This window comes from Thermanaerovibrio acidaminovorans DSM 6589, assembly GCF_000024905.1.
GTDB lineage: Bacteria > Synergistota > Synergistia > Synergistales > Synergistaceae > Thermanaerovibrio > Thermanaerovibrio acidaminovorans.
On record NC_013522.1, the window covers coordinates 561119 to 587605 of the forward strand.

The 26487-nt window shown below is 65.0% G+C and carries 25 protein-coding genes; 13 read left to right on the forward strand and 12 right to left on the reverse strand.

Features of this window, described 5'->3' with window-relative positions; translation table 11 throughout:
* Positions 1 to 76: 76 nt before the first annotated feature.
* From cobT to TACI_RS02640, 3 genes are read left to right on the forward strand one after another with little or no spacing between them, the layout of a single operon-like run.
* The gene (cobT, locus tag TACI_RS02630) at positions 77 to 1087 is read left to right on the forward strand and encodes a nicotinate mononucleotide-dependent phosphoribosyltransferase CobT (protein ID WP_012869277.1); all 1011 of its coding nucleotides are present in this window, start codon (positions 77 to 79) and stop codon (positions 1085 to 1087) included.
* A complete protein-coding gene (locus TACI_RS02635) occupies positions 1074 to 2048 on the forward strand; it encodes a FecCD family ABC transporter permease (protein WP_012869278.1) in 975 nt (324 codons plus the stop codon). Before cobT ends, TACI_RS02635 begins: the two co-directional genes overlap by 14 nt.
* Positions 2032 to 2790, forward strand: coding sequence for an ABC transporter ATP-binding protein (locus tag TACI_RS02640; protein WP_012869279.1), 759 nt, complete (start codon positions 2032 to 2034; stop codon positions 2788 to 2790). Before TACI_RS02635 ends, TACI_RS02640 begins: the two co-directional genes overlap by 17 nt.
* Here TACI_RS02640 and truD read toward each other — a convergent pair.
* The 4 genes from truD to TACI_RS02660 all read right to left on the reverse strand — a co-directional run bounded on the left by truD (position 2771) and on the right by TACI_RS02660 (position 6394).
* Positions 2771 to 3928 (reverse strand): tRNA pseudouridine(13) synthase TruD, encoded by a 1158-nt coding sequence (truD, locus tag TACI_RS02645; RefSeq protein WP_012869280.1) that lies wholly within the window; start codon positions 3926 to 3928, stop codon positions 2771 to 2773. The two genes, TACI_RS02640 and truD, sit on opposite strands and share 20 nt — an antisense overlap.
* Entirely contained in the window at positions 3925 to 5688 is a 1764-nt protein-coding gene (locus tag TACI_RS02650) for a ferrous iron transporter B (RefSeq protein WP_012869281.1), read from the reverse strand. Before TACI_RS02650 ends, truD begins: the two co-directional genes overlap by 4 nt.
* Complete coding sequence (locus tag TACI_RS02655; RefSeq protein WP_012869282.1) at positions 5685 to 5942, reverse strand: FeoA family protein; 258 nt, start codon at positions 5940 to 5942, stop codon at positions 5685 to 5687. Before TACI_RS02655 ends, TACI_RS02650 begins: the two co-directional genes overlap by 4 nt.
* 89 nt (positions 5943 to 6031) lie before the next feature.
* Complete coding sequence (locus TACI_RS02660; RefSeq protein ID WP_012869283.1) at positions 6032 to 6394, reverse strand: response regulator; 363 nt, start codon at positions 6392 to 6394, stop codon at positions 6032 to 6034.
* A gap of 144 nt (positions 6395 to 6538) precedes the next feature.
* Between TACI_RS02660 and ychF the strand changes: the two genes are divergently transcribed.
* The 4 genes from ychF to TACI_RS02680 are packed head-to-tail and all read left to right on the forward strand — an operon-like array spanning position 6539 to position 10333.
* Positions 6539 to 7630, forward strand: a complete 1092-nt coding sequence (ychF, locus tag TACI_RS02665) for a redox-regulated ATPase YchF (RefSeq protein WP_012869284.1) — start codon at positions 6539 to 6541, stop codon at positions 7628 to 7630.
* A gap of 36 nt (positions 7631 to 7666) precedes the next feature.
* A complete protein-coding gene (locus TACI_RS02670; protein WP_012869285.1) occupies positions 7667 to 8668 on the forward strand; it encodes an oxidoreductase in 1002 nt (333 codons plus the stop codon).
* Complete coding sequence (locus TACI_RS02675) at positions 8665 to 9438, forward strand: M55 family metallopeptidase (RefSeq protein ID WP_012869286.1); 774 nt, start codon at positions 8665 to 8667, stop codon at positions 9436 to 9438. The genes TACI_RS02670 and TACI_RS02675 overlap by 4 nt, the downstream gene beginning before the upstream one ends.
* A gap of 4 nt (positions 9439 to 9442) precedes the next feature.
* Positions 9443 to 10333: an ROK family protein gene (locus TACI_RS02680; protein ID WP_012869287.1), complete on the forward strand. Its 891-nt coding sequence runs from the start codon at positions 9443 to 9445 to the stop codon at positions 10331 to 10333.
* A gap of 1 nt (position 10334) precedes the next feature.
* Here the strand turns inward: TACI_RS02680 and TACI_RS02685 are convergent, their stop codons facing one another.
* Positions 10335 to 11219: a YitT family protein gene (locus TACI_RS02685; protein ID WP_012869288.1), complete on the reverse strand. Its 885-nt coding sequence runs from the start codon at positions 11217 to 11219 to the stop codon at positions 10335 to 10337.
* A 134-nt stretch (positions 11220 to 11353) separates the two neighbouring features.
* On the opposite strand from TACI_RS02685, the gene TACI_RS02690 reads away from it, so the two are divergent.
* Positions 11354 to 11791: a hypothetical protein gene (locus TACI_RS02690; protein WP_012869289.1), complete on the forward strand. Its 438-nt coding sequence runs from the start codon at positions 11354 to 11356 to the stop codon at positions 11789 to 11791.
* Positions 11792 to 11850: 59 nt separating this feature from the next.
* On the opposite strand, the gene TACI_RS02695 is transcribed toward TACI_RS02690, so the two are convergent.
* Positions 11851 to 12330, reverse strand: coding sequence for a universal stress protein (locus tag TACI_RS02695; RefSeq protein WP_012869290.1), 480 nt, complete (start codon positions 12328 to 12330; stop codon positions 11851 to 11853).
* A gap of 39 nt (positions 12331 to 12369) precedes the next feature.
* Between TACI_RS02695 and TACI_RS02700 the strand changes: the two genes are divergently transcribed.
* Positions 12370 to 13098 carry a 2-phosphosulfolactate phosphatase gene (locus TACI_RS02700; RefSeq protein ID WP_164925115.1) on the forward strand — a complete coding sequence of 243 codons (729 nt, stop codon included), beginning with the start codon at positions 12370 to 12372 and terminating at the stop codon, positions 13096 to 13098.
* Positions 13099 to 13140: 42 nt separating this feature from the next.
* On the opposite strand, the gene TACI_RS02705 is transcribed toward TACI_RS02700, so the two are convergent.
* The 5 genes from TACI_RS02705 to TACI_RS02725 are packed head-to-tail and all read right to left on the reverse strand — an operon-like array spanning position 13141 to position 20830.
* The gene (locus tag TACI_RS02705) at positions 13141 to 13842 is read right to left on the reverse strand and encodes a lipid-binding SYLF domain-containing protein (RefSeq protein WP_012869292.1); all 702 of its coding nucleotides are present in this window, start codon (positions 13840 to 13842) and stop codon (positions 13141 to 13143) included.
* Positions 13843 to 13876: 34 nt separating this feature from the next.
* Entirely contained in the window at positions 13877 to 15166 is a 1290-nt protein-coding gene (glgC, locus tag TACI_RS02710) for a glucose-1-phosphate adenylyltransferase (protein WP_012869293.1), read from the reverse strand.
* Between the two features lie 44 nt (positions 15167 to 15210).
* On the reverse strand, positions 15211 to 16683 hold the full coding sequence (locus TACI_RS02715) for a glycogen synthase (protein WP_012869294.1): 1473 nt from the start codon (positions 16681 to 16683) through the stop codon (positions 15211 to 15213).
* A 1-nt stretch (position 16684) separates the two neighbouring features.
* Positions 16685 to 18421, reverse strand: a complete 1737-nt coding sequence (gene glgP, locus TACI_RS02720; RefSeq protein WP_012869295.1) for an alpha-glucan family phosphorylase — start codon at positions 18419 to 18421, stop codon at positions 16685 to 16687.
* 36 nt (positions 18422 to 18457) lie between these two features.
* Positions 18458 to 20830, reverse strand: a complete 2373-nt coding sequence (locus TACI_RS02725; protein WP_012869296.1) for a DUF3536 domain-containing protein — start codon at positions 20828 to 20830, stop codon at positions 18458 to 18460.
* Between the two features lie 97 nt (positions 20831 to 20927).
* Between TACI_RS02725 and TACI_RS02730 the strand changes: the two genes are divergently transcribed.
* From TACI_RS02730 to TACI_RS02745, 4 genes are all read left to right on the forward strand, one after another.
* On the forward strand, positions 20928 to 21494 hold the full coding sequence (locus TACI_RS02730) for an ATP-binding protein (RefSeq protein WP_416340837.1): 567 nt from the start codon (positions 20928 to 20930) through the stop codon (positions 21492 to 21494).
* A 285-nt stretch (positions 21495 to 21779) separates the two neighbouring features.
* Entirely contained in the window at positions 21780 to 22736 is a 957-nt protein-coding gene (locus tag TACI_RS02735) for an HAD family hydrolase (RefSeq protein ID WP_164925335.1), read from the forward strand.
* Entirely contained in the window at positions 22726 to 23991 is a 1266-nt protein-coding gene (locus TACI_RS02740; RefSeq protein ID WP_012869299.1) for a replication-associated recombination protein A, read from the forward strand. Before TACI_RS02735 ends, TACI_RS02740 begins: the two co-directional genes overlap by 11 nt.
* Before the next feature lie 8 nt (positions 23992 to 23999).
* Positions 24000 to 25721: an Hpt domain-containing response regulator gene (locus TACI_RS02745; protein ID WP_416340838.1), complete on the forward strand. Its 1722-nt coding sequence runs from the start codon at positions 24000 to 24002 to the stop codon at positions 25719 to 25721.
* On the opposite strand, the gene TACI_RS02750 is transcribed toward TACI_RS02745, so the two are convergent.
* Positions 25679 to 26467, reverse strand: coding sequence for a YdcF family protein (locus TACI_RS02750; protein ID WP_012869301.1), 789 nt, complete (start codon positions 26465 to 26467; stop codon positions 25679 to 25681). The genes TACI_RS02745 and TACI_RS02750 overlap by 43 nt on opposite strands.
* Positions 26468 to 26487 lie beyond the last annotated feature (20 nt).

Sequence of the window (26487 nt, forward strand, 5' to 3'; positions counted from 1 at the left end):
GGTGGCGTTGACTAGCGGATTCTACCGCCACCGGTAGCTTAAGACAATACCACGTCGACGAGGGAGGTATCGTGTGATGTTCTTTCTGTTCATAGGTGCCAGCGATCTGTGCAAGATCCCGGGGCTGTCCGCTGCGGGGGCCAATCCGGAGGTGATCCCGTTCACCGCCGCGGCGGACGCGGACGTGGTCTACTTTGGAAGGCCCCGGGTGGTGGACGCGGTCCCGGTGGACCCCCAGGGGCATCCCACCCCCGCGCTGATCACCCGGGCGTGCCTTGAGCTGGCCGGTTTCCCCTTCGTCACCGTCCGTTGCGGGTCGTACCTCCCCCCCGCCTGCCCTCACCTGGACCTGGGGTGTGCCCCCGCCCAGGATCCGACCCAGGGGCCTGCGGTCCGGGATGCGGTGGACATCTTCGAAAGGGCCGCGGAGCTGGGCCGGTCCATGGGGGGGCTTGACACCTACGTGCTGGGCGAGTCGGTCCCGGGGGGCACCACCACTGCCCTCCTGGTGCTCAGGGCCCTGGGGGTAGAGGGCATGGTCTCCTCCGCCGGGCCGGTGAACCCCATAAGTCTCAAGGAGGACCTCTGGCGGCGGGCCTCCACCCGGGCGGGGGCCTTTCTGGGCTCCCTTAAGGGGGACCCGCTCCGGGCGGTGATGGAGCTTGGGGACCCAATGCAGGCGGCGGTGGCGGGCTTCGTCTCCGGCCTGCCCTCCACCTCCCGGGTGGTCCTGGCGGGGGGTACCCAGATGCTGGCGGTGGCGGCGGTGCTGAGGGCCCTGGGACACCGGGGTCACCTCACGGTGGCCACCACCAAGTACGTGGCCATGGACCCCTCTTGCGCCTTCCTGCCCATGGCGGATCGGATAGGGGTGGAGGCCTACTGGGCGCCCCTGGACTTCTCCGGGGCCCCCAGGGGCCTCGCGGACTACGAGAGGGGCTTCGTGAAGGAGGGGGTAGGGGCCGGTGGCGCGGTGTGGTATGCGGTCCACAGGGGGGTGTCGGTGGAGGCGGTGTGCCGGAGGGTGGAGGGGATATACGCGGAGATGATGGGTTTGGAGGTGGAGGGAGAGGTTGAACCCCGTTAGGATGCGCTGCCTGGTTCTGTCCCTTTGCCTGGTGGTCCTGGCCCTGCTGGGCCTTCTGGCGGGGGCGGCGGTTGGGGACTGGAGCATGTCGTGGGGGGAGCTGGCGGACGCCATCCTCTCCGGCCCATCGTCGGAGCTTGGCGGCAGCTACGTGGTCTGGAACCTTAGGCTCCCCAGGACCCTCTGCGCCTTCCTGGCCGGGGCCTCCCTGTCGTGCGCCGGGGTCCTGTTCCAGGGGGTCTTGAGGAACCAGCTGGCGGAGCCCTACACCCTTGGGGTGGCATCCGGCGGCGCCTTCGGGGCGGCGATGTCCATCGCCCTGGGCCTTGGTGCCTCCGGCGGGGCTATGGTGGGTGCCGTGGGATCCCTGGGACTGGTGATGCTCTTAGGCCGCGGGGGTAGCGCCTCGGAGATGATCATGGCGGGGGTGGTGGTGAGCTCCCTCCTTAGCTCCGGCCTGGCCCTCATCAAGGCCCTGGTGGGGGAGAAGGTCTCCGCCATAGTCATATGGCTCATGGGCAGCTTCTCCGGAGCGGGGTGGTCTTCCACCGCCATATGCCTACTGGGTGCCTCCGCCTCCCTGGCTGCCGTCCTGCTGCTCTCCAAGGAGCTGGATATCTTCGCCTCCGGGGCGGACCCCACCAGCCTCGGGGTGAACGAGAGGGCGGTGAGGACCGTGGCCCTGTCGGCGGCCTCAATCTGCGCCGCCCTGGTGGTGGGCCAGTTCGGGATAATAGGGTTCCTGGGGCTTGTGTCCCCCCACGGGGCCCGATTGATCCTGGGCCCCGCCAACCTACCGGTGGGGATCGTATCGTTTCTAGGGGGAGGGGTGCTCCTCATGTGGTCCGATCTGATCTGCCGGCTCCTGGGGGAGCTCCCGGTGGGGGTACTGACCAGCCTCATGGGGGGGCCGGTCTTCATCCTTTTGGTATGGAGGGGTTCCCGTGCCGCTGGTCCTTGATAACGTAACGGTTCGCCTGGGTGGCCGGGCGGTAGTGGACGGGGTGTCGGTGGAGGTGGGGGAGGGGATCACCGGCATCATAGGTCCCAACGGTAGCGGCAAGAGCTCCCTGATGAGGGCCTTGGGGGGAATGGTCCCCTTCGAGGGCCGCATAAGCCTGGATGGGGTGTCGTTGATGGACCGCAACCGGCGGGATTGGTTCAAACTGGTGTCCCTCATGCCCCAGTCGGTCCGGTTCGATCAGCCCTTCACGGTGAGGCAGGCGGTGCTCATGGGGCTCTACCCGCTCCTTGGACCCTTCAAGCCCTATGGAAGGCGGGAGGAGGCCATGGCCGATAGGGTCATCAGGGAGGTTGGCTTGGAGGACCTAGCGGACCGGAGGGTGTGGGACCTGTCGGGGGGTGAGGCGGCCCGGGTGGCCCTGGCCAGATCCATGGCCCGGGATCCAAGGCTACTCCTGCTGGACGAGCCCACCGCCGCCCTGGATCCCCGGCACGCCATGGAGGTGATGGACCTGCTTGACCGGGGGTGGAGGGGGAGGTACGGGCTGGTGGTGCTCCACGACGTCAACCTGGCCATGAGCTGGTGTAGCCGGGTCCTGGTGATGAGGGGCGGCCGGGTCATCGCCTCCATGGACCGGGGCAGGCCGGACCTCAAGGCCCTGAGGGAGGCCTACCAGGTGGAGTTCGTCCGCCTCCAGGGGCCTAGGGGGACGGTGGCGGTCATGCCGGTCCGGTCATGAGGTGCCGGATTAACATGGTGGCGTAGGATCCCCTTGGAAGGGTGAACTCCAGCTCCACCTTGAAGCGTCCCGGCCGGTGTTCCACCATGGGCCCCGCCCTGAGGTCCCCGGGGGTCACCCAGGTGGGCCTTTCGAAGGAGCCGAAGTGGACGGATCTTATGAACCTTAGGTTGAAATCCGACCGCTTGACCCCCCGCTCCGCCAGGACCTGGTCCATGGCCCGTTCCACGTTCTCGTCCATGGGGGGCATCTTGTACGACGGGGTCGGGACCTTAAGGGGGTGTCCCTGGGGCCTTCGGGAGGGCATGAAGACCCTCCCGGCCCTTAATGGTACCCAGGTGCCATCCGGGCAGGCTTGGTGGATGAGCAGGCTGGCGGTGCAGTTCCAGAGGAACGACTGGTAGGCGGAGAAGAGCATGCTCAACGTGTCCCGGGGGATCAGCCTCAAAGCCCCCTTGAGGCCCCTCTTGGAGGAGTCCTGGGCCAGGGACTCCAATATCCGCCTCTCCAGGGGGGTAGAAGCCAGGGACAGGCACCGATCGAAGTCCCCCCACGCGCCTCTCAACTGGGACATCCTCTCCGAATGCTCCGGTGCCCCTTCCCATGGGGCCTCGGTCAGGAGCAGCCTGAGCGCCCCGTTCAGGTGTCCCTTCACCAGCCTCTCGGCAAACATCTCCCCCGATGTTGGCACGCTGCGGAACCGCTGGTCGTCGAAGTAGTTGGGGAAGCCCTCCCGGGGCAGAGAGGCCAACCTGGCCCTCACCGCCTCCGGGTCCTCCACCTCCCGGACGGTAATGCTGAAGCGGTTGCCCAGGATGTGGGAGGGGGATACGTGCTCCCGGGAGAAGCCCACGGGGGTCAGACGCAACCTGGCGTCCTGGGGGGGCCGGAGCTCCGTCGAGAGGTCGCAGGTGACGAACTGCTCCGTCACCGCCCTCCTGTCCTTCCTCCCCGCCGCCCGGATCCGGTGGACCGGGATGCGGTTTGCCCGGGCCAACGCCTCCAGGGCCTCCTGGGTCCCCAGGTCCCTCTTCCAGAGGGAGTAGACCCGGATGGGGCCCCGGCTGGAGAGGAAGCCCGGGACAAGCAGCTCCGTGACCTGGAAGTCCTCCGGGACGCTCTTCAGGGCGTAGGTCATAGGGGGAGGGCCCGGAGGATCAGGTTCATGGCGGTGCCCATGGCCACCGCGGAGGCCCCCATTATGGCGAGAGCCCTGGCGGTGTCCCTGGGGCCCAGCTCCCGGAGCAGGACGATGAAGGTGGCTATGCAGGGGAAGGTCATGGCCAGCACCGTGACCGCCACGGTCATCTGGTTAAGCGTCAGGTTCAGGGGCATCAGCATCCCCACCGCCACGTCCTTGCGGAACAGGCCCATCACGATGGGCCCCGCCGCCCCGGCTGGGAGGTCCATGAGGGTCCCGAGGCCGGGCCCGAGCAGCCGGGAGAGGAGGTCCATTACCCCAATGGCCTCCATCAGGTTCACTAGCAGGATGCCCCCCAGCACTAGTGGGGTGGCCTCCAGGATGAAGTCCATTACCCGAAGGCGCATCTTCACCCACAGGGCCGATGGGGAAGGGAGCCTGTAGGGGGGGATCTCCACGATGAGCTCCGGGCTGAAGCCCGGCAGGGTCTTGTGGAGGATTCGGCCGATTATGACCCAGGAGGCCAGCAGGGCCAGGTACACGGTCCCCATGTGCCAGGGGCTGTCCCCCAGGGCACCCACTATCATGGCTTGAAGGGAGGTGCAGGGCACCGCCACGGATATGAGGGTGGAGGCGATGAACCGCTCCCGCTTGGACTCCAGCACCCGGGTGGCCAGGATGCCCGGAACGTTGCATCCCAGCCCCAGCAGGGTGGGGATCACCGCGTAGCCGTGGACCCCCATCCGGTGGAGGAGGGCGTCGAAGAGCACCGCCAGCCTGGGCAGGTAGCCCACGTCCTCCAAGAGGCTCAATACCCCGTAGAAGGCGATTATGTAGGGGAGCACCATGGCGAACTCCACGTACAGGCCGGTGGTGAGTAGCCCGAAGCTGAGCTCGAAGTCGATGGCCCCGTTGAAGAGCTTGCCGATCAGGACGTCCCTGATCGGTCCCTCCCCCAGGGTGTGCGCCAGGGCCTCCAAGGGTCCCCTTAGGAGCTCGAAGGCGGGGTCGAAGACGTAGGATATGAGCCCCTCCCCCACCAGGCGCACCAGGTAGAAGCACAGCCCCAGGATGAGGATCCCTAGGATCCCCCCCGCCAAGGGGCTCACGCTCATGTCCTCCAGGGTGTCCAGCCAGGTGTGATGCCGGTGCTCCACCCGCTGGACGGAGGTCACGATGGCCCCTATCCTGCGCCACCGGTCCTCCTTGGAGGAGGGCTCGATGGGGGATCTGGCGGCCTCGTTCAGCCGGGAAAGAAGGTCCCTTATGCCCTGACCGGTGACCGCCACGGTGGGCACCACCGGGACTCCGAGGGCGGCCTCCAGGGCCCCCACATCTATGTTTATCCCCTTGTGTCTCGCCTCGTCCACCATGTTGAGCGCCACGATGGAGGGGATCCCCCGCTCCAGCACCTCAAGGGCCAGCACCAGGTTTCTCTCCAGCGCGGTGGCGTCCAGGACGATTATGGCCCTGTGGGCCCCCTCGTCCACGATGCGCCGGGCTATCTCCTCCGCCTCGTTTGTGGCGTTGAGGGTGTAGGCCCCTGGGACGTCGATGAGCCGGTAGGCCTCCCCGTCGCAGACCACGGTCCCCTCCAGGAAGCCCACGGTGGTGCCCGGGTAGTTGGAGGAGACCGCGTTGAGTCCCGTGAGGCGGGAGAAGATGGCGCTCTTGCCCACGTTGGGGTTGCCAATCAGCAGAAGGCGCCTAGCAGGCCCCTCGGGGGCCCCCTCCTTCAGCTCCCGGTGGCAACTCATAGACAGACCTCCTCGGATCCCCCCTGGAGGTTGGTGTCGACCGATATTCGGGCCGCTACCCCGTGCCCTATGGCCACCTGGCGGCCGTCCACGCAGACGGTGACGGGCCCGTGGAATGGCATGCCGGAGATCTTCTGTATCCTCTTGCCGGGCCTCAGCCCCAGGGCCTCGAGCCGTAGCGCCGCCTCCCCGCTGGGCATCCGTCTTATCACGCACCAGCCGCCGTCCTTGACTCTCAGTAGACTGACATCCATCGGAACATCGACTGCCTCCCCGTTAATCAGCAGCGTGTGAAGTGGACCCCCTGGGAGCGCCGATCCCCCCATGGTTCGATCCTCTCAGCCTAGCCCTCCAGGGCCTTGTCTATGGCGGTCAGGACCTGTTCCTCCTGGAAGGGCTTTACGATGAAGCCCTTGACCCCTATGGAATTGGCCCTCTCTACGCTCTCCCTGGTTCCCATGGCGGAGACCATTAGGATCCGGGCGTCCGGGTGGTTCTCCTTTATCCTCTGGGCCGCGTCGAGACCGCTCAGGAAAGGCATGGTTATGTCAAGGGTGACTAGGTCCGGGTGGAGCATGGTATAGAGGTAGACCGCATCCCTGCCGTTGTCCGCCTCCCCGACCACCTCGTGTCCTCCCTTCTCCAACATCTTCCTCAAGACCAGTCTCATGAACTCCGCATCGTCGGCTATCATTATTCGGGCCAAACGGTGCACCTCCTCTGCGGAAGTGGATGACGTTATCAAGTCCTTCGATTCATTTTAACACCCCTGGGCTCATGGAGGGGCACTTGGGCTAAAATAGTTTCGCCCCATTGGGACACTGGAGACGTAACCTTAGGAGGAGTGCGAATGCTTCACTGCGGAATAATAGGCCTTCCCCTGAGCGGGAAGACCACCATCTTCAACGTGATAACCCGGGCGGGGGCGGAGGTCAAGCCCTACGCGGGGGGCAAGACGGATCCCAACCGGGCGGTGGTGCCCGTGCCGGATCGGCGCTTCGACGCCCTGGCGGAGCACCACAACCCCAAGAAGAGGACCCCGGCACAGGTGGAGTTCGTTGACCTGGCGGGCCTTTCCAGGGACGCCAGCAAGGGGGCGGGGCTAGGGAACTCGTTCCTGTCCTTCGTGGCCGAGGCGGATGCGTTACTACACGTGGTGAGGGGCTTCTCGAACCCATCGGTGGAGCACCCGGAGGGATCGGTGGACGCCCTGAGGGACTACAAGATAATCAACCTGGAGCTGGTGTATCGGGATCTGGGGGTAATAGAGAACCGGCTCTCCCGCTTGGGGGCCAAGAAGAAGCTGACCCCGGAGGAGCAGGTGGAGCGGGAGCTGCTGGAGCGCTGCCAGGAGTCCCTGCTGTCGGAGGTCCCGATAGGCAAGATGGGCCTGTCGGCGGATGAGCTGAGGCTCCTTAGGGGTTTCGCGTTCCTCTCCGCCAAGCCTCAGATGGTGGTTCTCAACCTGGACGAGACCCAGCGGGGGCCCCAGGACGTGAAGGGCGGGGCGGAGCTGGCGGAGGAGCTGGGGAGCGAGGTGCCCCTGGTCTGCGCCTACGGCCAGCTGGAGATGGACCTGCTGGATCTCTCCCCCGAGGAGGCCCAGGAGTTCACCCGGGACCTGAACATATCGGAGCCTGGCCGGGAGCGCATAATAAGCGGCGCCTACTCCCTGCTGGGGCTTATAAGCTTCTTCACCTGCGGGCCCGACGAGGTCAGGGCCTGGACGTTGAAGGACGGGGCCAGCGCGGTGGACGCCGCCGGGGCCATCCACTCGGACCTGGCCAGGGGCTTTATAAAGGCCCAGGTGGTCTCCTACGAGGACTACGCGTCTCACGGCTTCTCCATCACCGCCTGCCGGGAGGCGGGATGTCTGCGCCTGGAGGGAAAGGACTATAGGGTTAAGGACGGGGACGTGATAGAGATAAGGTTCAACGTTTAGCTCCGGACCTTTGGGTTTAGATAGGGGGGGATTGAGTTGAGGCTGACGGATCCGGTGTGTATAAAGGGTTTCAAACTGCCCAATCGACTGGTGGCGTCGCCGGTGGCGTCCGCCACCGCATCGGTCGAGGGGGGCCCCACGGAGGCCACGTTCCGGCGGGTGGAGGCCATCCTGTCCTCCCGGGCGGGGCTGGTGGTGATGGAGCATCACGCGGTACATCCCTGGGGGAGGGTGAGGCGGAGCCAGATGATGCTCCACTCGGACCAGATGGTGCCCCTGCACCGTCCCCTGGCGGAGATGATCCGGGAAGCCGGATCGGTGCCGTTGGTCCAGCTCAACCACGGGGGCAGTGCCATAGCGGAGGCGGATCTTATGGACCTGCCGGATTTCCGATGCGTGGCCCCCTCGGCGGTGCCCCATCCCGCCAAGGATGGCCGGGTGGTGCCCCGGGAGATGACACCGGAGGAGATATCGGAGCTGCCGTCCCTTTTCGCCGCCGCGTTCGAGCGGGGCCACCAGGCGGGCTACTGCGGTGTGCAGGTCCACGCCTGCCATGGCTACCTGCTGGGTCAGTTCCTGAGCCCCATCACCAACCGCAGGACCGATCGCTACGGGGGGGACCTGAGGAACCGGGCCAGGGTGTTGCTTGAGGTGGTGGAGGCCCTGGCTGAGCGGGCGGGGGACTCCATCCTGGCGGTTAGGCTGGGGGTGGCGGACTTCTTCCCCGGCGATGATCCCCGGGGGCTTACACCGGAGGAGTCATGCTGGGTGGCCCGGGAGCTGGCGGCCCTGGGGGTGGACCTGATAGGCGTGTCGGGTAACCTTTGCGGTCCCGATGCCCCGCAGGGGTTCGACCCCTACTCGAAGTTGATAATGGAGGCTGTGGGGGATAGGTGCCTGGTGGAGTGCACCGGAATGGTTCGTAGCGCTGAGAGGGCCCAGACCATGCTCTCCTCCCGGGTCTGCCACCTGGTTGGGGTGGCCCGTCCGCTTCTTTCGGATCCGTCCTCCCTGGCCGGGTGGGTGGTGGGATCATGAGGTTGCTCGTCTCCGTGAGGCCCGAGGGGTTTCCGGTATGGGACGTGAGATCACCGGATCTGGTGGTGGGGTCCTACGTGGAGCCCCTGTGCGAGATGCTGTCCTATGGTGATCACCAGGTGATGGTTCATGACCCCTTCGATCTGATTGACGATCGATCCCTGTTGGGCCGCTGTTCCGTGGTGAGGAGCCGGGTCCCCTTGATATCCCTCCTCCACGTGTTGGCCCAGTGCGATGGGGCCATGCTGTTGGGGTACCCCGCCATGTGGGGGGCCGAGAAGGGGGCCCTCCCCAGGGAGGGGATGGGTAAGGTGAGCGCCCTGTGGGTCAACGGCAGGAGGGTGGGCCCCCTGGGGCTGGATGCCATGTCGTGCTCGTTCCTGGGGGTGCCGGTCATGATGGTGGCGGGGGACGACTTCCTGTGCCACGAGGCGGAGGCCCTATTCGAAGGGCCTAGGCCGGTGACTTGCGAGATCAAGTCCTCCCTCGGGGCGGACTCCTTCGTAGCCCTGGCGGGCGGTGCCGGGGCCCTTATGGACGGGGCCAAGATGTCCCTCCTGGGGGTGGCCGATGGGACGCTCCCCTCCGTCGGGGGGCTGGAGGGGGATGTGCTGGTCAGGATAAGCCTGTCCAGCCCGTCCCTGGCGGATGCGGTGAGCCTGATACCCTCGAGCCGGAGGACCGGTCCGATGGACGTGTCCTTCACCGCCCAGGACCCCTTCGAGATGAGGCGGTTCGTGGCCACCGCCCTGTCGTTGATCGGGGGGTGACCTCTTGGAGTGCTCGCTTCGCATCGCGGTTGACGTTGGGGGCCACACGGTGACCGTTGGGTTGGTGGATGCCGGGTCCTTCCAGGTTCTGGGCCACGTGAGCCATCCCACACCGGAGGGGGGTAGTGTGGCCCCGTTGGCGCGGTTGATCCGCCGGGAGGCTTCGAGGCTCTGCGGGGATGCGGGGGTATCGATTCCGGACCAGGTGCGCATGGCGGTGCCGGGGATGCTGTCCCGGGAGAGGGACCGGATCCTCAAGGCCCCCAACGTGCCGGGGCTGGACGGGGTCTGGCTTCGGCAGGTGCGCTCCGCCTTGGAGGGGGAGATGGGCGGCCCAGTCCGGGTGCTCTGGGAGAACGACGCCAACTGCTACGCCCTGGGGGAGTGGGCCAGGGGGGTGGCCCGGGGGATGGGGGACCTGGTCCTCTTTACGCTGGGGACCGGCATTGGGTGCGGGATCATCCTGGGCGGCAGGCTCCTGATCGGTAGCCGTGGCATGGCGGGGGAGGCGGGGCATCTGGTGGTCCGGGACGGTGGGCGTTGCGGATGCGGCGGCGTGGGGCACCTGGAGGCCCATTCCGGCACCGGGGCGGTGGAGGCCCTGGGGGGCGGGGACTTCAGGTCCCTTTGGGAGGAGTTCAGGGCTGGGGTTAGCCGTACCGAGGTGGAGTCCTTCCTGGACGGCCTGGCCCGGGGGATGGCGTCGGTTTTTCATCTGCTGGACCCCCAGGCGGTGGTGCTGGGCGGCGGCGCATCTCGGGCGGAGGGGCTACTCGAGGAGCTGCTCCCCCGGATGGGGGCGTACCTTGCGGAGCCCTTCCGGGGGAGCGTGAGGGTGCTCATATCCCAGCTGGGGGACCTGGCCCCCCTGATCGGCGCGGCGGCGTTGGGCTGAATCAGAGGCTCTTCCAGGCCTTGAAGCCCCTGCCTAGGACCTCCGAGGCCTCGGATATGACCATGAAGGCCTTGGGGTCCACCTGGGCCACGAAGCGCTTCAGGTCCATGGCCTGCTTGGGGGTCAGCAGGCACATCAGGGTGGGCCGATCCTCCCCCGAGTAGCCCCCCTTGCCCAGGAGCTCCGTGACGCCCCGGTTCATCTCCTCGATGATGAACCGGCTTATGGTCTTGTGCTCCCTGGAGACTACAAAGACCAGCCTACGCCGGTCGAAGCTGCTGAGCACGTTGTCGGTCACCACCCCGTTGGCGTAGACGCTCACCAGGCCGAACAGGGCTCCCTCTATGCCCACCACCAGGGCGGATAGGGCGAGGATCACCAGGTTGATGTAGAAGGAGTACTTGCCCACCTCGACCCCCAGCCTCTTCCGGAGCACCATGACGATGATGTCGGTGCCCCCCAGGGAGGCGCCGCACCGGAAGACGATGCCGCCCCCTATGCCCTTTATGACCCCCGCCAGTATGGCCACCAGCATGGTGTCATCGATGACCGGATGGGGCAGGCTCTCCGCCAGCTTTAGAAGCACCGTCAGCAGTGCCACCCCGTAGGTGGTGAGTATCACGAACCTTGGGGACAGCTCCCTCCAGCTCCAGATGAGCAGCGCCACGTTGCCCAGCCCCACCACCCAGGCGGGAGAGAGGCCGAAGGCGTACTTGCCCAGCACCGCCAGGCCGGTGAGCCCCGAGTCTGGCAACTTATAGGGCACCGTGAGCCCCATTATGCCCAGGGTTATTATGATGCAGCCTATGGTTATGGTGCCGATGGCCCTCAGCTCCTGCTTAATCACCGCGGTCAGCCTAAGGCCCTGCCATTTCACGTTGCTCATGGTTTCACCCCCATTGGAATCGATTTGAGCGATGGATCCGGGCGTCACCCTAAATTATACTAGTATGGAACGGTGGGTGGCCGATGGTGGTAAAATTGGTCCCAGCGTCAAAGAACGGAGGAGGGTGTTTAGGTATGGCCATGCCGATGCAGATAAGCCTTGAGGAGGTTCTCTCCATGTTGCTGGCCCGGGTTGACTCCCTGGCCATAAACGATGAGAACAACAAGACCAAGTTCAACATAGTCCTCCGGGTCCTCTACAAGAAGGGGATCGTCACCGACCAGGACATCCTGGACTCGGTGAGGGAGGAGCACCGGATGCTCAAGGAGCTGGGTCTAATCAACGGGGACCCGCCGGAGGACATGGTGAAGGCCATGGCGGAGGGGATCCTCCAGTGGGTCAAGGGGGACGTGGAGGCCCTCAAGAGGAGCCTCAAGGAGTACGAGCGCAAGCTCCAGGAGTACGCCGCCCAGGAGGCCAAGAAGCCCAGCATAGCGGTGGCCTCCTCGAACGTGCTCCAGCAGCTGGACAAGATGGGGGGCCCCAAGGGGGGCGGGAAGCTGATCATATAGGCCAGGTCTGGGGCCCAGGGGAGGGATTCCCATGGGCCCCAGGGGCCTTCATGCGGGGCCTATATGGGCTCGTGCCCCGGCCGGTAGATCAGGACAGAGCAGGGAGCGTACCGGGCCACCTTGCTGGCGGTGCTCCCCACGATGATGTTCTCCAGGGCGCTGTGCCCCTTGTAGCCCAGGACGATGAGGTCCATGCTCTCCTTCTTGGCGTACTCGATGATCTGCTCCCCCGGCTCGCCGAACAGGATCTCCACCTTGTGGGGAGGCAACTCCTGGTAACCCCCCTGCTCTTGGGCCTTCTTGAGGTAGTAGCTCAGCTTCTTCTGAGCGATCTCCTGGACCTCCTGGTTGATCTCCGGAGGGAGCCAGGGCTCGTAGCCCCGCCAGATGTAGGGGATCACGTGGAGGAACGTGGCCTCGATGTCCAGCCTCTTGGAGAGCGAGACGCCGTATCGCACCACCGATTCACCCAGCTTGCTAAGGTCCACTGCCACCAGCATCTTCTTCGGCATGTTGATCACCCCTTCCGTGAAGTCCATGTCCCTTGATCGCATTTTATCACATTGGAGTGATGTCCAGTGTCCTTGAGGGTGGAGCTCTTCCCCGTGCCCTCCCGTGTGGAGGGTATCTTTGAAGGTTGCTTCGTGGTGGACATGTTGAGGGCCACCACCCAGATATCGGTGCTGCTGGAGATGGGGTGCCGGGAGATCCGGCTGGTGTCCCGGGTGGAGGATGCAAGGGCCTTGAGGGGGGCCCTCGGGGATACTTGGGCCCTTTTGGGGGAGAGGGGAGGGGTGCCGCCGGAGGGGTTCGACGGGGGCAACTCCCCCTGGGAGGTCCTATCCGCCGGGGAGGCGCCATTGAGGGTGGTTATGTGCACCACCAACGGCACCGGGGCGTTGGTCAGGGCCCTGGAGGTGGGGGCCAGGGCATACCCCTTCTGCATGAGGAACCTGTCCGCCGCGGCCCTCAGGGTCCTGTCCCATCGAGGTTCCGTGGCGGTGGTGTGTGCCGGTCACGAGGGGGAATCTTCCTACGAGGACCTGGTCTGCGCCGGGGGGCTGTTGGACCGGGTGATCCGGCTGGATCCCCTGGTGGAGCTGTCGGATAGGGCCCGGGGGGCGTTGGAGCTATATCGTAGCGTGGCGGGGGACGTCAGGGGGGCCATCCTGGAGGGCTCCAGCCACGCCAGGTACCTGGTGGAGCTGGGCTTCGGGGCCGACCTGGACGTGGCGTGTCTTGTGGACGCCACGGAGGTGGTGTGCCCCGCGGAGGCGGCTGAGTGGGGAGGGGTCATAAGGCGATAGGGGACCGAAGGGGGCCTTGGGCCCCCTTCGGTCGGGGAGGATCTAGCGGGGTCTCGATACCTCCCGCAGGACCTTCAGAAGTGGGGCCATCTTGGAGCCCGAGGCCCGATGGGACAGGATCTCCTGCACCGACATCTTCCTTCCCCAGTAGGCCCGGTTGGTGTCGTGCTCGGTGGATATCACCGCCCCCTCCAGGGATAGGCCGGCGAAGAGGCCCTTTGACATGGAGTAGCTGTAGATGGAGGCCTTGAGGCTGGAGTCGGTGCCCGCCTCGGCCCTGCGTCCCACCGGTCCCGCCGCCACCGCCACGTCGGCCCCCAGGGTTATCTTGTCCCCCTCGAAGGCCTCTATGCCCGGGCGGTTGTTGATCACCAGCACCAGGGCAGTGGACTGGACCCCTATCTGGAGGCCCCAGGAGAGCCCCGCCACGTTTACGAAGCTGGGGCCGTACCAGCGGTCCGTGTGGGGGTCGTGGCGGAGGAGGATCCCCTCCCCGTACTTGCCCCCGATGCCGAGTCCCGCCTTCACCACCGAGGGGAATATGGCCACCCCGTGGCTGGACCTCAGCAGGTCCCTCATGGTGTCCGAGTCCCTCTCCCGGCTCATCTCCCGGACGGCCCTGGCGCAGTCCCTGATGCGCCCCTCGGTGGAGGCCCAGGACTGGCAAGGCAGGGTGATGGCCATGAGGCATATTATCGCCGCAAGGAGCAGTTTTATCGTCGATCTAGGCTTGGTGGATCTCAATCGAATTCCCCCCTGATTTTATTCATGTTGCGGCTCACAGGGCGCTCAAGGGATCGTCCCCGTCCTGGGGGAGCCCAAGGGTGCGCCGGAGCTGTATCTTGGGCATGCCCAGCACCACCACCCCCGATTCGGGGTCCACGTGGTACCTTTCCCGGTCCACGTCGTGGTTGTAGCCTATGACGGTGTTCGGAGGGATCACGTTGTAAGCGTCCAGGATGACCCGTCGGAGCTTGCAGTTCTCCCCTATGACCACCCCCTGTCCGACGATGCACTCCTCGAGAACCGCCCCGGCGTTTATCACGCAGTTCCGGGATAGCACCGACCGGTGGACTATGGCCCCCAGTACCCGGCTGCCCTCGGCCCTCAGGGTCCCCACCACCGAGCAGCCCTGTCCCTTGTCCGGGTAGGTGAAGCCCGGGGGGTCCGAGTAGGAGACGGTCCTTATGGGCCATAGGGGGTTGTAGAGGGTGAGGTCCGAAGGGTGCTGGAGCAGGTCCATGTGGGCCTCGTGGTAGGCCTTTATGGTGCCCACGTCCTTCCAGTAGGGGCGGTCTATCCCGGGGAGCACGTTGCTCTTGAAGTCGTAGGCCATGACCCGGCAGCGGGAGTATATCCTGGGGAGGATGTCCTTGCCAAAGTCGTGGGAGCTGGACTCCATGGAGCTGTCCTCGATTATGGCCTCCTCCAGCACGTGACGTTCGAAGATGTAGTTCCCCATGGAGACGTAGCTGAAGCCCGGCTTGCCGGGGATCTCCGGGGGATTCTTGGGCTTCTCCACGAAGCTTACTACCCTGCCCGAGGGGTCCGTGTCCATGCATCCGAAGGCGTGGGCTTCCGAGGATGGGACTGTGTTGGCCGCTATGGTGACGTCCGCCTTGGTGTCCACGTGGAACTGGAGCATCTGCTCTATGTCCATCTTGTAGATGTGGTCCGCGGCGAAGATGCACACCCTGTCCGCGTCGAAGAGGGTGATGAGGTGCAGGTTCTGGTAGACCGCATCGGCGGTTCCCTGGTACCACCTCTCGCCGGTCCACATCTGGGCTGGGACCGCGGTTATGAAGTAGTCCCGGCCTCTGAGTGCATTGCCGAACTGCCAGCCCTGTTCGATGTGCTCGTTGAGGGATTGGCTTTTGAACTGGACCAGGCAGTAGATGGAGAAGAGCCCGCTGTTGACCATGTTGGAAAGGGCGAAGTCGATTATCCGGTACTTGGCTGCGAAGGGTACCGCTGGCTTCGCCCTGTAGCGGGTAAGGGGCATAAGTCTCTCTCCCTTTCCCCCCGCCAGAACTATCCCTAACACCCGGCCGTATTTGCCAAATATCAAAGCCCATCCCCCCGATCAGAATCGGTTTTGATAGTAATCCACGGCTAGGCTAGCCGTCCCATCAGGTCCATGTATATCTCCCTATAGGAGGATGCGGAGCTTTTCCAGGAGAAGTCGGACGTCATGCAGTTCCTCATGATGTTTAGCCGTCTGTTGATGTCCGTAACGGCCCCGATGGCCCGCCGTAGGGCCCTCATCATCTCCTCCGGCGAGTAGTCGATGAAAAGGAACCCGGTGCCGTCCTGGGCCCCGTCCGCGTCGATCACCGTGTCGGCGATGCCGCCGGTGGCCCTGGCCACCGGGATGGTGCCGTAGGCCATGGCGATCAGCTGGGATAGTCCGCAGGGCTCGAAGAGGGACGGCATGAGCAACAGGTCGGATCCCGCGTAGATCCGGTGGGAGAGCTCCTCGTCGAAGGCGGTGGAGGCCCATATCCTGTCCGGGTGCTTACGGGCCTCGGACAGGACCCGCTCCTGGAAGAGGGGGTGTCCGGATCCCAAGATCAGCAGCTTGACCGGTTCCAGCATGAGCCTGTCCATGGCCCCCAGGATGAGGTCTATCCCCTTCTGCTCCACCAGCCGGCCCACGAAGCAGACCAGCACCTCTCCCCGGTCCTCCCACCCGGCCATCTTGAACAGGTCCTCCCGGCAGGTCCACTTGCCGGAGATGTCCTGGACGGTGTAGTTGGCCGCTATGACCCGGTCGGTGGCGGGATTCCACACCGAGTAGTCCACCCCGTTTAGTATCCCCTTGAGCTTGTCCCGGTGGGCGTACAGGACCCCATCAAGCCCCATCCCCCCCTCCTTTGTCTGGATGTCCCAGGAGTAGCGGGGGCTCACGGTGGTCACGTAGTCGCTGGCCATGATGGCCCCCTTGAGGAGGTTCACGTGACCGTAGAACTCCATGCCGTCGATGGAGAAGCTGTTCTTGTTGAAGCCCCAGCCGTCCATGCCCGCGGGGGAGACGATCCCCTGGTGGGCCAGGTTGTGGATGGTGAGCACCGTCTCGTAGCTTCCGCTGCACCGGTGGTAGTGCCTGTGCCATTTGAGCAGCGAGGCGGCGGTGGAGGCGGGCCAGTCGTGCAGGTGGAGCACCTGGGGCCTCCAGCCGGTGGCGTCCCCGATCTCGAGCCCCGCGGCACCCAGGAACACGAAGGGCATGGCGGTCTCGCAGGTGAGTGCCTTGGGGTACACCTCCAGGTCCCCGAAGAGCTCCGGCTGGTCCAGGATGTAGGTCTTGACCCCTCCCACCTCGGTCCTCAAGAGCCCGGCGGAGTAGACTCGCCAATTGAGGGCCACGTGGATCCGGGCCTTGCAGCGGGTCACCTTGAGGCCCATCTGGTTGGCCCGGTCCATGAGGCCCTTGAAGTTGGGGATGAGGACTCGGCAGTCGCACCCCAATTCGTTGAGCGCCCTGGGCAGGGACCCCACCACGTCCCCCAGGCCCCCCATCTTCACCAGGGGGGACATCTCGGGGGTTACGTGAAGGATCCGGGGTTTCTTAATAGCCTCCGCCATTTTAGAGTCCCCGGAACACCACGCCGTAGGCCTTCTCGCAGTACTCCTTAACCACCCGGTGGGTGTTGAAGTAGCTGGCGTTGAGGGCGATGGCGTGCTTCATCATCCATATCCACTTCTCCCTGTGCTGGTAGTAGGTGGGTATTACCTTGTCCTCCAGCTTGTTGTACAGGTCCATCGCGTCCTGCATCTCGTCGTACTCCACCAGCTCCGCCTCCTCCGGGTCGGGGCCGATGGACCAGCCGGTCACGTCCTCCACCCAGCCCTCGATCCACCATCCGTCCAGGACGGAGAAGTTCATGACCCCGTTGTGGGTGCACTTCATTCCGCTGGTGCCCGAGGCCTCCCTGGGTCGCCGGGGGTTGTTGAGCCACAGGTCCACCCCGGAGGTTAGCAGGCTCGCCAGGGACATGTCGTAGTTCTCCAGGAAGACTATGGGGACCGCGGAGCCGATCTCCTTGGCCATCTGGTGGATCCTCTTGATCATGGCCTTGCCGGGCTCGTCGTGGGGGTGGGCCTTGCCGGCGAATATGAACTGCACCTGGCCGGAGCATACGTCGATTAGCCGCTTCACGTCCGAGAACAGCAGGTCCGCCCTCTTGTAGGCTGCGGCCCGCCGGGCGAAGCCGATGGTGAGCACGTCCGCATCCAGCTCCCGGCCGGTCTCCTCCAGGACCCGGGCGAGCAGCTTCATCTTGGCCGCCTGGTGGGCCTTCCAGACCTCCTCGTCGGGTAGCTGCAGGGCCTGGATCAGGCGGCTCGGGTCGTTCCTCCAGCCGGCTATGTACCGGTCGTAGAGCTTCGCGAAGCCCGGACAGGTCCAGGTGGTGGAGTGTACCCCGTTGGTGACCGCGTCTATGTTGGCGGAGTTGAACATGTTGCGGCTGACCTCCGCGTGCTTTATGGACACCGCGTTGGTGTACCGGCTGTACCTGAGCCCCAGCTCGGTCATGGATACCCCCTCGGGGCCCATCATGCGCTTTATGTGGTGGACGAACACCGGGTCCATCACCTTGTCGATCAGCTCATACGAGAAATGGTCGTGCCCGGCGGGGACCGGCGTGTGGGTAGTGAAGATCACCTTGTCCCGGATCTTGTCGTAGTCCTCGTAGCCCTGCTCCCTCAGGAGCTCCAGGGTTATGAAGCCCGCATGTCCCTCGTTGAGGTGGAAGGTCTTTATGTTCCTGTAGCCCAGGTCCCGGAGCATGCGAAGCCCTCCAACCCCCAGGATCAGCTCCTGGCAGAGCCTGTATCGCTGGTCCCCCCCGTAGAGGTGCCAGGTGAGGTTCCTGTCCGCCGGGGCGTTGCTCTCGAAGTCCGTGTCAAGGAAGTATATGGGGAGCGGGTAGCCCGACTGCCCTACGTAGTCGTAGACCCAGGCCCTGACTTTGACGGGTCTCCCCTCCAGCATGACGGATATCTCGTTGGGCAGGAGGGTCAGGTACTCCTCAGGCTTCCACTCCACCGGGCTCTCCCGCTGATATCCCTCCTGATCCACGTGTTGGATGAAGTAGCCCTTGCGATAGAGCAGGGTCACCGCCGCCATGGGCACCCCCAGGTCCGCGGCGCTCTTTATTATGTCCCCCGCCAGGACCCCAAGGCCGCCGGAGTATGTGGGTATCTCGGGCCTTATGGCTATCTCCATGGAGAAATAGGCCACGGACCTGAAGACCGGGTCGTGCTCCAATGTCTTGAGCATCGAGTTGCCTATGTTGTCCCCGTAGGTCATTATGGTCATTCCATCGCACCTCCCGTTGTGGTGTGGGTTACTCTGCTAGTCACCCGGCATGGCGAACCCCAGCTCCCTAGCTAGCTCTATCCAGCCCGGGCCTGGCCTCTCCTCTGAGGATTCCAGCTTCCGCCAGACCTCGTTCTGCAGACGCCAGGGGTTGATGGGGATCTTCAGCTCCCGGCAGCGCCTCAAGGCCTCGATGACGTCCCGTAACCTGTCCTCTTCCGAGTTGCCGGTCCTCACGGACCTTACCAGGTCGTGAAGGGCGGACGCCACCGATGGGGCAAGTATATCTAGCCTGGGCTTGAGCCCCATGTCCGACGCCTCCTCGAGGATCCGTCCCAGCGGGGAGGATGGTCCCACCAGCATAATGGGATCCGCCCCTTTGGAAAGTTCCTCGATTTGACGACGCATCACCAGGTCCGCGGAGGCGGATATGAGGGGCGGAAGCGGCAGCCCCAGATCCCCCAGCTGGGATATGAGCCGCCGGTTGTCTTCCAGTATGTCCCGGGCGGTTTCGAAGTAGCCGTCCTCCACCTCCCGGGCCCTCATAACCCCCAGCTCCGCCCTCTCGTCCTCGGGCAACACCTCCGGTCCCAGGGGACCTATGGGGAACTGACGCCGCAGGGTGTCGCTGAAGGCTATTATATCCTGCCTTATAAAATCTTTTATTAACTTTGCCTGGTCCACCTGGGAGGGGCTGAGCCAGCATCGGTCATCCAGGCCGCCGGTGGAGATCACCGCCCCCGATCCGGACCAGGTGGTCCCGGTCCGCTGGTCCGTGACGGTCACCTCCCCCACCTTCAGGGTGATGCCCCCCGAGGACTCCTGCCGGAGGCGGGTGGAGCAGAAGGTGGAGTAGAAGGAGCCGGACCTTTTCGCCAGGAGGGATGAGGCGGCCATGTCCTTGAGGCTTCGCCTCCTGGGGAACACGGTCTTCTCGAGCACCTCCAGGGCGTTTGGCAGGTCCCGTTGGTTCCCCTCCGCGGTCTTCAGGATCGAGTAGAAGTCCCCGGAGGGGTCCACCCCGGTGGCCTCCCGGGTCAGCTCCAGGGCCCTCTCCGCGTAGGATAGGATCTGTCGGGTCTCTATTCCCGCCACGTCGTTGAAGAACCAGCCGCAGGAGGTGTACATGAACATCCTCATCCTCTGGGCCTCCAGAAGGGACAGCACCTCCACGCCCCGTTCGGGGCTCAGCCCCGGCAGGACCTCCCGGAGGAACTCCTGCCGCTTCCTCAGGGGGGAGTGCCGCTCGTCCCGGACGTCCAGCAGGGCCTTTGCGAAGAGGTCCCTCAGCTCCCAGGGGTCCATCAGGTCCCGGATCCGGTCCTCGTAGACCTGGTCGATTCGGTCCCGTAAGTGGTCCAGCGCCTCCCTTAATGGGCCCCTCCACCTCTGGTGCCACCCCACCTGGCCGCCGGTGTGGCATCCGCAGTCGCTCCGCCACCTCTCTATCCCGTGGGCGCAGGACCAGGAGGTGTTCTCCGCCACCTGACACTCCCAGGTGGGAGGGTGGGCCCTAAGGAAGGCGGCGGGGTTGGTTATGAAGACCTCCCGCCTCTCGGATATCAGCTGGAAGGCCCTGGCCAGGGCCATCTCGCCGAACCGGTGGTGGTGGCCGTAGGTCTCCCCATCGGTGGCTATGGCGATGAGCCTGGGCTCGTCGTCCCGGGGCAGAAGGTCCATCAGGTGGTGGGCGAACCGGTCCCCGTTGTCCAGGAGGCCTCCGAAGGCGATGGCCTGGGAGGTGCCCCCGTGGTAGAAGATCACGTCCAGGTGCCTGCCGGATGGCAGGTGCTGCCTGTAGGGCCTGGTAACGTCCAATCCGATCCCCCCGGGGGTGCCCATCCAGGCCCCGTCCCCCATGGGGCGCACCGCGGCGCACTGGTGGGGCGCCAGGATGGTGAACTGGATCCCGTTCCTGGCCAACTCCTCCAACGTGGCAAGGTTCACCGCCGTCTCGGGGAGCCACATCCCCAGCGGTGCCCTCCCGAACCGGGCCTTGAAGTCCTGGATCCCCCATATGACCTGGGTCCTCCGGTCCCGGTGGTTGGCCAGGGGCATTATCATGTGGTTGTAGCACTGGGCCATGGCGTTCCCGCACCCCAGGGACCGCTCGGATGTCCGGTCCGCCTCGCAGATGTGGTATTCCAGGATGGGATCCTTCCTGAAGATCCAGCGATGAAGGGTGGGGCCTATGTTGAAGCTCATGTGGAGGTAGTTGTTCACCACGTGCACTATCTTCCCCGAGGGGTCCACCAGCCTGGCTGCCCTGTTGGGCCGGTAGCACTCGTCGGTTATCCGGCTGTTCCAATCATGGGACGGGGCTGCAGTGGGATCCAGCAGGACCTCCTCGAGCCAAGGGTCCTCCCTGGGGGGTTGATAGAAGTGGGCGTGGACGCAGATTCCTCTCAATGGTGTTTCCACCTCCCCTCCTTGCAGCTACATTATAACCTGGTTCCCTTTCCTGGTCTGCAGGGACGCTGAAAGATTCAAAAGTCTATTCCTAGGGGTGATACGATTGCTGGACGACCTTTCCCACCACTTTCTGGACATCGCGGAGAACGGGGTAAACGCCGGGGCCCGGACGGTGGAGCTGGGGCTTCACGCGGACAGCGGTTTGGACGTTCTGAGGATTAGGGTGCGGGACGACGGAAGGGGCATGTCCCCCGAGGTGGTCAGTAGGGCGGTTGACCCCTTCTATACCACCAGGACCACCCGGAGGGTGGGGCTGGGGCTCCCGTTCCTGAAGCAGTCGGCGGAGCTGTGCGATGGGGCCTTCCGTATAGACTCCAAGGTGGGGGAGGGGACCCTCACCGAGGCCTCCTTCCGGCTAAGCCACATAGACAGGCCCCCCATAGGGGACCTGGGGAGCACCATGATGGTCCTCCTGTCGGGGCACCCGGAGGTCCGCTGGCGCCTAGAGGTGGATGTGGACGGCAGGATCTTCACCTTCGACTCTCGGGAGGTGCTGGAGGTGCTGGAGGACCCGGAGCTCTTCAAGACCCCGGACGTGTGTCTTTGGGTCCGGGACACGGTCCGCCAGGGGGTTGAGGAGGTGCTCGGGGGGCTGATCTGATCCCCCGCCCTTGCGCGTCCGGCGCCTTCAAAATAAAATATTACTCAAGGTAGCCCTGTGGTGTTCGTGGAAGGGGTGTAGTGTCTTGAGCCAACACTTTGTACACCCGCCGGGGCCTTCTCCGTTCCGGTGATGACAGCCCTCGTTGGCAGTCTGATTCCAAGGTTTGGGGGGCCCCAAGATTTTAGGAAGCGGGTCAAGGCCTTCCCCTCACGGCATTGCGGGGTTAACCTTTTTCTGCGTTCCCGCCCGGACGTCCCGTAGAACAGGGGGTGTGTGGCCTTGATGATAGATCCCCCCTTCTGGCATCCCGCCCATTGTTCCGCCTTCATATTCGACTGGGATGGGGTCCTGGTGGATGGGCCCCTGGACTTCTCCCCCCTGAGGGATAGGTACTTCGGGGGCCGCAGGGTAATGCTCCTGGAGGAGGCGGAGAGGATGGAGGAGCCGCTCCGAAGCCGCTTCCTCGCTGATCTGGAGGACCTGGAGGTCTCCGGGGCATCCTCCTGCGTTCCCGTGGACGGGGCGTTGGACCTGATAGCCCACCTGGAGTCCCGGGGAATCCCCTGGGCGGTGGTCTCCCGAAACTGCCGAAGGGCCATGGAGGCGGCGTCCCTGGCCGCCCGGGTCCCGTTGCCGGAGGTCACCCTGTCCAGGGACGATTTCCACCCCCCGAAGCCCGATCCGGCCCCCTTGCTTCATGCGGCTAGATTGCTTGGCACCCAGCCCCACGAGTGTGCCTTCGTTGGCGACTTCGTATACGATCTCCTGGGGGGCCGCAGGGCACGCATGAGGTCGATCCTGGTGAACCGGCTGGAGGAGAAGTGGCTTCCCCTGGCAGATCTGTCCCTTCCAACCCTTAGGGACCTCCTAGCGGTCCTGGGAGATCCCACCCCGCTGGTGCCCTGGGAGTACTCTTCCCTCGCCAGGTCCGTAGGCGAGGAGGAGCTCAAACGCCGATTCGTCACCGTGGCCCTGGTGGAGGCTCGTCCCGGCTTCTGGGAGGACGCCTTCCTAGCCGCCTCTCTGGGGTGCGGCGGGTTCGTTACCTTGGACCTGGAGGTGGATGCCTCCATGTGGGCCCTGTCCCCATCGATGCCGGTTGGGGCCCTGGGGAGACCGCTGGGGGAGGTGTTGGGGGCAGCCCTTCGGGAGACCTTTCCGTTGGTGCGGGTCCTGGATGACTGGCCTGACCCGGTCCCCGTGACGGATCTCCTGGTGAGGTGGACCCATGGAGGATAGACCCAGCCTGATGACCCCCCTGCCGGAGCGCATGAGACCCAGAAGCCTGGATGAGTACGTGGGGCAGGAGCACCTCCTGGGGGAGGGGGGGCCGTTGAGGCTGCTCATCTCCTCCAACTCACTGAGGAGCTGCATCCTCTACGGGCCTCCGGGGGTGGGGAAGACCACCTTGGTGAGGCTCATGGCCACCACCACCGGCCGGGAGCTCCTGGAGATCAACGCGGTCACCTCCAAGCTGTCGGACCTCAGGGCCCTGGCGGACAGGGCCGCCTCCCTCACCTCCATGGGGTTCGAGCCCCCCATAGCGTTCGTGGATGAGATCTACCACTTCAACTCCCAGCAGCAGAACGTGCTGTTGCCCTTCGTCGAGTCCGGCCAGATGGTCCTGGTGGGCACCACCACCGAGAACCCCTGGTTTGAGGTGAACAAGACCCTGCTCTCCCGGATGCTGGTATACGAGCTGAAGCCCCTGGAGGACCGGCACGTGATCCAGGTGCTGGTAAGGGCTCTGGAGGATTTCGACCGGGGGCTTGGGCGGCTTGGGCTGTCCGTCACCGATGATGCCCTGGCCGCCCTGGCGGCCTCGTCCCAGGGGGACCTGAGACAGGCCCTGGTGAGGCTGGAGACCGTGGCCTCCGCGGTGGCCGCCTCCGGTGGGCGGGTCATGGGGGAGGAACAGGTGGCCGCCTTTGCGGGAAGGGCGTTTAAGAGATATGATAGAAAAGCGGACCAGCATTACGGGGTCATATCCGCCTTCATAAAGAGCGTCAGGGGTTCCGACCCGGACGCGGCGGTGTACTGGCTCGCCAGGATGTTGGAGTCCGGGGAAGATCCCCGGTTCATAGCCCGGCGGATATGCATCCTTGCCGCCGAGGAGGTGGGCCTGGCGGACCCCATGGCGCTGGTGGTGGCCCAGGCGGCGGCGTCCGCCTTCGACCGGGTTGGCCTGCCTGAGGGGGACATGATCCTGGCGGAGGCGGCGCTGTACATAGCCGCCGCCCCCAAGAGCAACCGGGTCTACCGGGCCATAAGGGACGCCCGGGAGGCGGTGGCCAAGGGGGACGTGCTGGAGGTGCCGGAGCACCTGTTGCCCGGGAGCCCCAACTACCGCTATCCCCATGACTCCCCCTCCGGGTGGGTTCCGTCCTCTTACCTTCCGGAGCCCCGGCGGTTCTATCGTCCCTCCGACAGGGGAGGCGAGCTCAAAATAAGGGATCGGCTGAGGCGCCTTTGGCGGCGCTTCAGCGAAGGCTGATAAGGGGGGTGACGTCTTTGGACAACTCCATGCTCAAGTCCCTCATGCACAGCGTTAAGACCGCCATCTCCGAGAGGGACCTCATAAGGGCCTTCCTGGAGGGCATGTGCGAGATAATGGGCAGTACCGCCTCCGCCGTATGGTTCAACGACGGGGAGGACCAGGCCTTCTTCTTCAACGATGGAGTCGTCAAGTCCCTGAGAGACTTCGGGTCCGATGAGGCCCACCGGCTCTGGCTTTACCTCAAGTCCATAGAGTCCCCCAGCGATGCCCCGGCGGTGAGGGACGGAAGCAACCCCCTGTGCTTCCCCGGCTGGAGCTGCCTCGACCGGGGTGCGCTGGCCCCCTTCAGGGGCAGGGATCTGTCCGGTTGGCTAGGGGTTTTTGGCCGGGATGACAACTACACCTCCTCGGATCTAATGGCCATGTGGCTCCTGGGGGACGTCTTCTCCCTTTCCATGGAGGTATTGAAGGGGCGGAGCCGCCTTGGGGAGATAGAGCAGTGGGGCCACTACCTGAGGACCCCCCTTTGGACCATGAGTCTGGCCCTGGAGGACCTCAAGGAGAGCTACTCCCCCCAGAGCGCCTCCCTGGCGTTCGGTGCCGCCCGGGTGCTGGCCTCCCAGATAGACACGTTCCTCTGCGAGATAGAGCTGGAGTCCCAGCGCTTCGGCTCCATGATCCCCTTGAGCGAGGCCCTGGAGTCCCTGGGATCCCTTGGTCAGGGGTGGAACCGGATGGAGGGGCGGGAGTTCGAGCTGGAGGTCCAGGGGGATGACCCGGGGAGGTACCTCATCAAGTACGGGGCCCTTCAGGCCCTTATGGGGGCTCTCAACATGTACTACGTGGACCGGATGGCCCGTAAGGTGAGCGTGGGACTCGCCATCGAGGAGGGATCCGCCATGGTCATGGTGGAGGCCTGGTCCCTATCCCAGGGGGCCACCGACTCCCTCCGCCGGGTGGTGGAATACCTGGCGGAGAGGTACCTGGAGGGGGTTAAGTTCTTCTCCTCCGTGGGCGCTGAGGGGGTTGAGATGTCCATAAAGGTCCAGCCCGTCAGGTCCCCGGGGATCAGTACCCTGGATCGGCCCCCCAAGGTGCTGGTGGTGGACGACTCCCTGGTGAGCCGCAAGTCCCTGTCCATGATGCTGGAAAAGATGGGCGTCCAGGTCTTCAGCGCCGCCGACGGGCTGGAGGCCTTGGAGGTGGCCATGAGGGAGGACCCGGACCTGGTCTTCATGGACCTGCTGATGCCCAGGATGGGGGGGGTGGAGGCGGCGTCGAAGCTACGGGAGATGGGATTTGGCAAGCCCATACTGGCCCTTACCGCCGGCGGCGAGTCGGACCTGGTGGGGGCCTTAGAGGCGGGCATGGACGAGACCCTCTTCAAGCCCATCTCGGCCAACCTGCTGATGGACGTGATATCCCAGTGGACCGGTTGGAACCCGGAGGGGCGGGGGGATGACCAGATCACCGCCAGGGCCCGGGAGGACTTCCTGGAGGAGGTGGACCAGCTGGCGTCCCTGCTGGTGGGTGCCATCGACCGGGGGGATCTGGAGGAGGCGGCCAAGCTGGCCCACCGGATCAAGGGGGACTCGGCCCTCGGGGGCTTCATGGAGCTCTCTCAGATGATGGGGCAGCTGGAGGGGGACATCAGGACCGGGGCGGACCTCTCCCGTCACCGGGACTACCTGGCGTCGGACCTTCGAAGCAGGCTCATGACCCGGTAGGCCCCCATGCCCACCCACTCCCGGAGGCCAAGGCAGGTCTCGCTCATGGATAGGGGAAGGAAGGAAATGGGGTCCATGGGGGACCTGTCGGTCAGCCTCCCCGCCTGATGGGGGTATACATCGAAGCCCTTCAGCACCGCCCGGGCGGTCATGATGGCCCGGGGCATGTGGAAGGAGCTGGTGACGATCACCACATTCCGCCTGTTCAGCCGCCTCAGTATGGGCAGGGCGTTCACCAGGTTCTCCCAGGTGGTGCGAGAGCGGCCTTCCCGGTAGACCTGGGTGGCCCCCATGTCCATGAGTGTCTGGGCCATGAGGTTGGCCTCCGACGCCTCCGGGTCCGGGTCTAACCTTGGGTTGCCTCCGCAGCAGACTATGGGCCAGCCGGTGTCCCTATGTAGCTGGAGGGCTTTCAGCACCCGGACGGAGGTGTAGTTGCCCAGCTGGTAGGGTTTGAGGTCTCGGTCGTACCGGACCCCGCCGCCTAAGAGGACGATGACCCCGTCGTCGGTGGGAAGCGGGTGGGATTCGTACATGTCCTCCAGGGGGCCGGTGATGAGCCGGGCGGACCAGTCGCAGGAGGCGGAGTAGATGGCGATCCCGGTGGCCAGACAGGCCAGGAGGAGGCCCCATCGTCGGGGCTGCCTGAGGCAGCAAAGGGCCATCAGGAGGCACGCCAGGACGAAGATGCCAGGGGGCACCGCCAGCGCCCCCGCCAGCTTATAGAGGAAGAACAGGGTGGACAATGGGGTCGAACACCTGCCTG

Bases quoted from the DNA above. Each gene is read 5' to 3' on its own strand.
- cobT (WP_012869277.1), top strand. From the start codon at position 77: ATGTTCTTTCTGTTCATAGGTGCCAGCGATCTGTGCAAGATCCCGGGG.
- truD (WP_012869280.1), bottom strand. From the start codon at position 3,928: ATGACCTACGCCCTGAAGAGCGTCCCGGAGGACTTCCAGGTCACGGAG.
- TACI_RS02650 (WP_012869281.1), bottom strand. From the start codon at position 5,688: ATGAGTTGCCACCGGGAGCTGAAGGAGGGGGCCCCCGAGGGGCCTGCT.
- TACI_RS02655 (WP_012869282.1), bottom strand. From the start codon at position 5,942: ATGGATGTCAGTCTACTGAGAGTCAAGGACGGCGGCTGGTGCGTGATA.
- ychF (WP_012869284.1), top strand. From the start codon at position 6,539: ATGCTTCACTGCGGAATAATAGGCCTTCCCCTGAGCGGGAAGACCACC.
- TACI_RS02675 (WP_012869286.1), top strand. From the start codon at position 8,665: ATGAGGTTGCTCGTCTCCGTGAGGCCCGAGGGGTTTCCGGTATGGGAC.
- TACI_RS02685 (WP_012869288.1), bottom strand. From the start codon at position 11,219: ATGAGCAACGTGAAATGGCAGGGCCTTAGGCTGACCGCGGTGATTAAG.
- TACI_RS02690 (WP_012869289.1), top strand. From the start codon at position 11,354: ATGGCCATGCCGATGCAGATAAGCCTTGAGGAGGTTCTCTCCATGTTG.
- TACI_RS02695 (WP_012869290.1), bottom strand. From the start codon at position 12,330: ATGGACTTCACGGAAGGGGTGATCAACATGCCGAAGAAGATGCTGGTG.
- TACI_RS02715 (WP_012869294.1), bottom strand. From the start codon at position 16,683: ATGGCGGAGGCTATTAAGAAACCCCGGATCCTTCACGTAACCCCCGAG.
- glgP (WP_012869295.1), bottom strand. From the start codon at position 18,421: ATGACCATAATGACCTACGGGGACAACATAGGCAACTCGATGCTCAAG.
- TACI_RS02735 (WP_164925335.1), top strand. From the start codon at position 21,780: ATGATAGATCCCCCCTTCTGGCATCCCGCCCATTGTTCCGCCTTCATA.
- TACI_RS02740 (WP_012869299.1), top strand. From the start codon at position 22,726: ATGGAGGATAGACCCAGCCTGATGACCCCCCTGCCGGAGCGCATGAGA.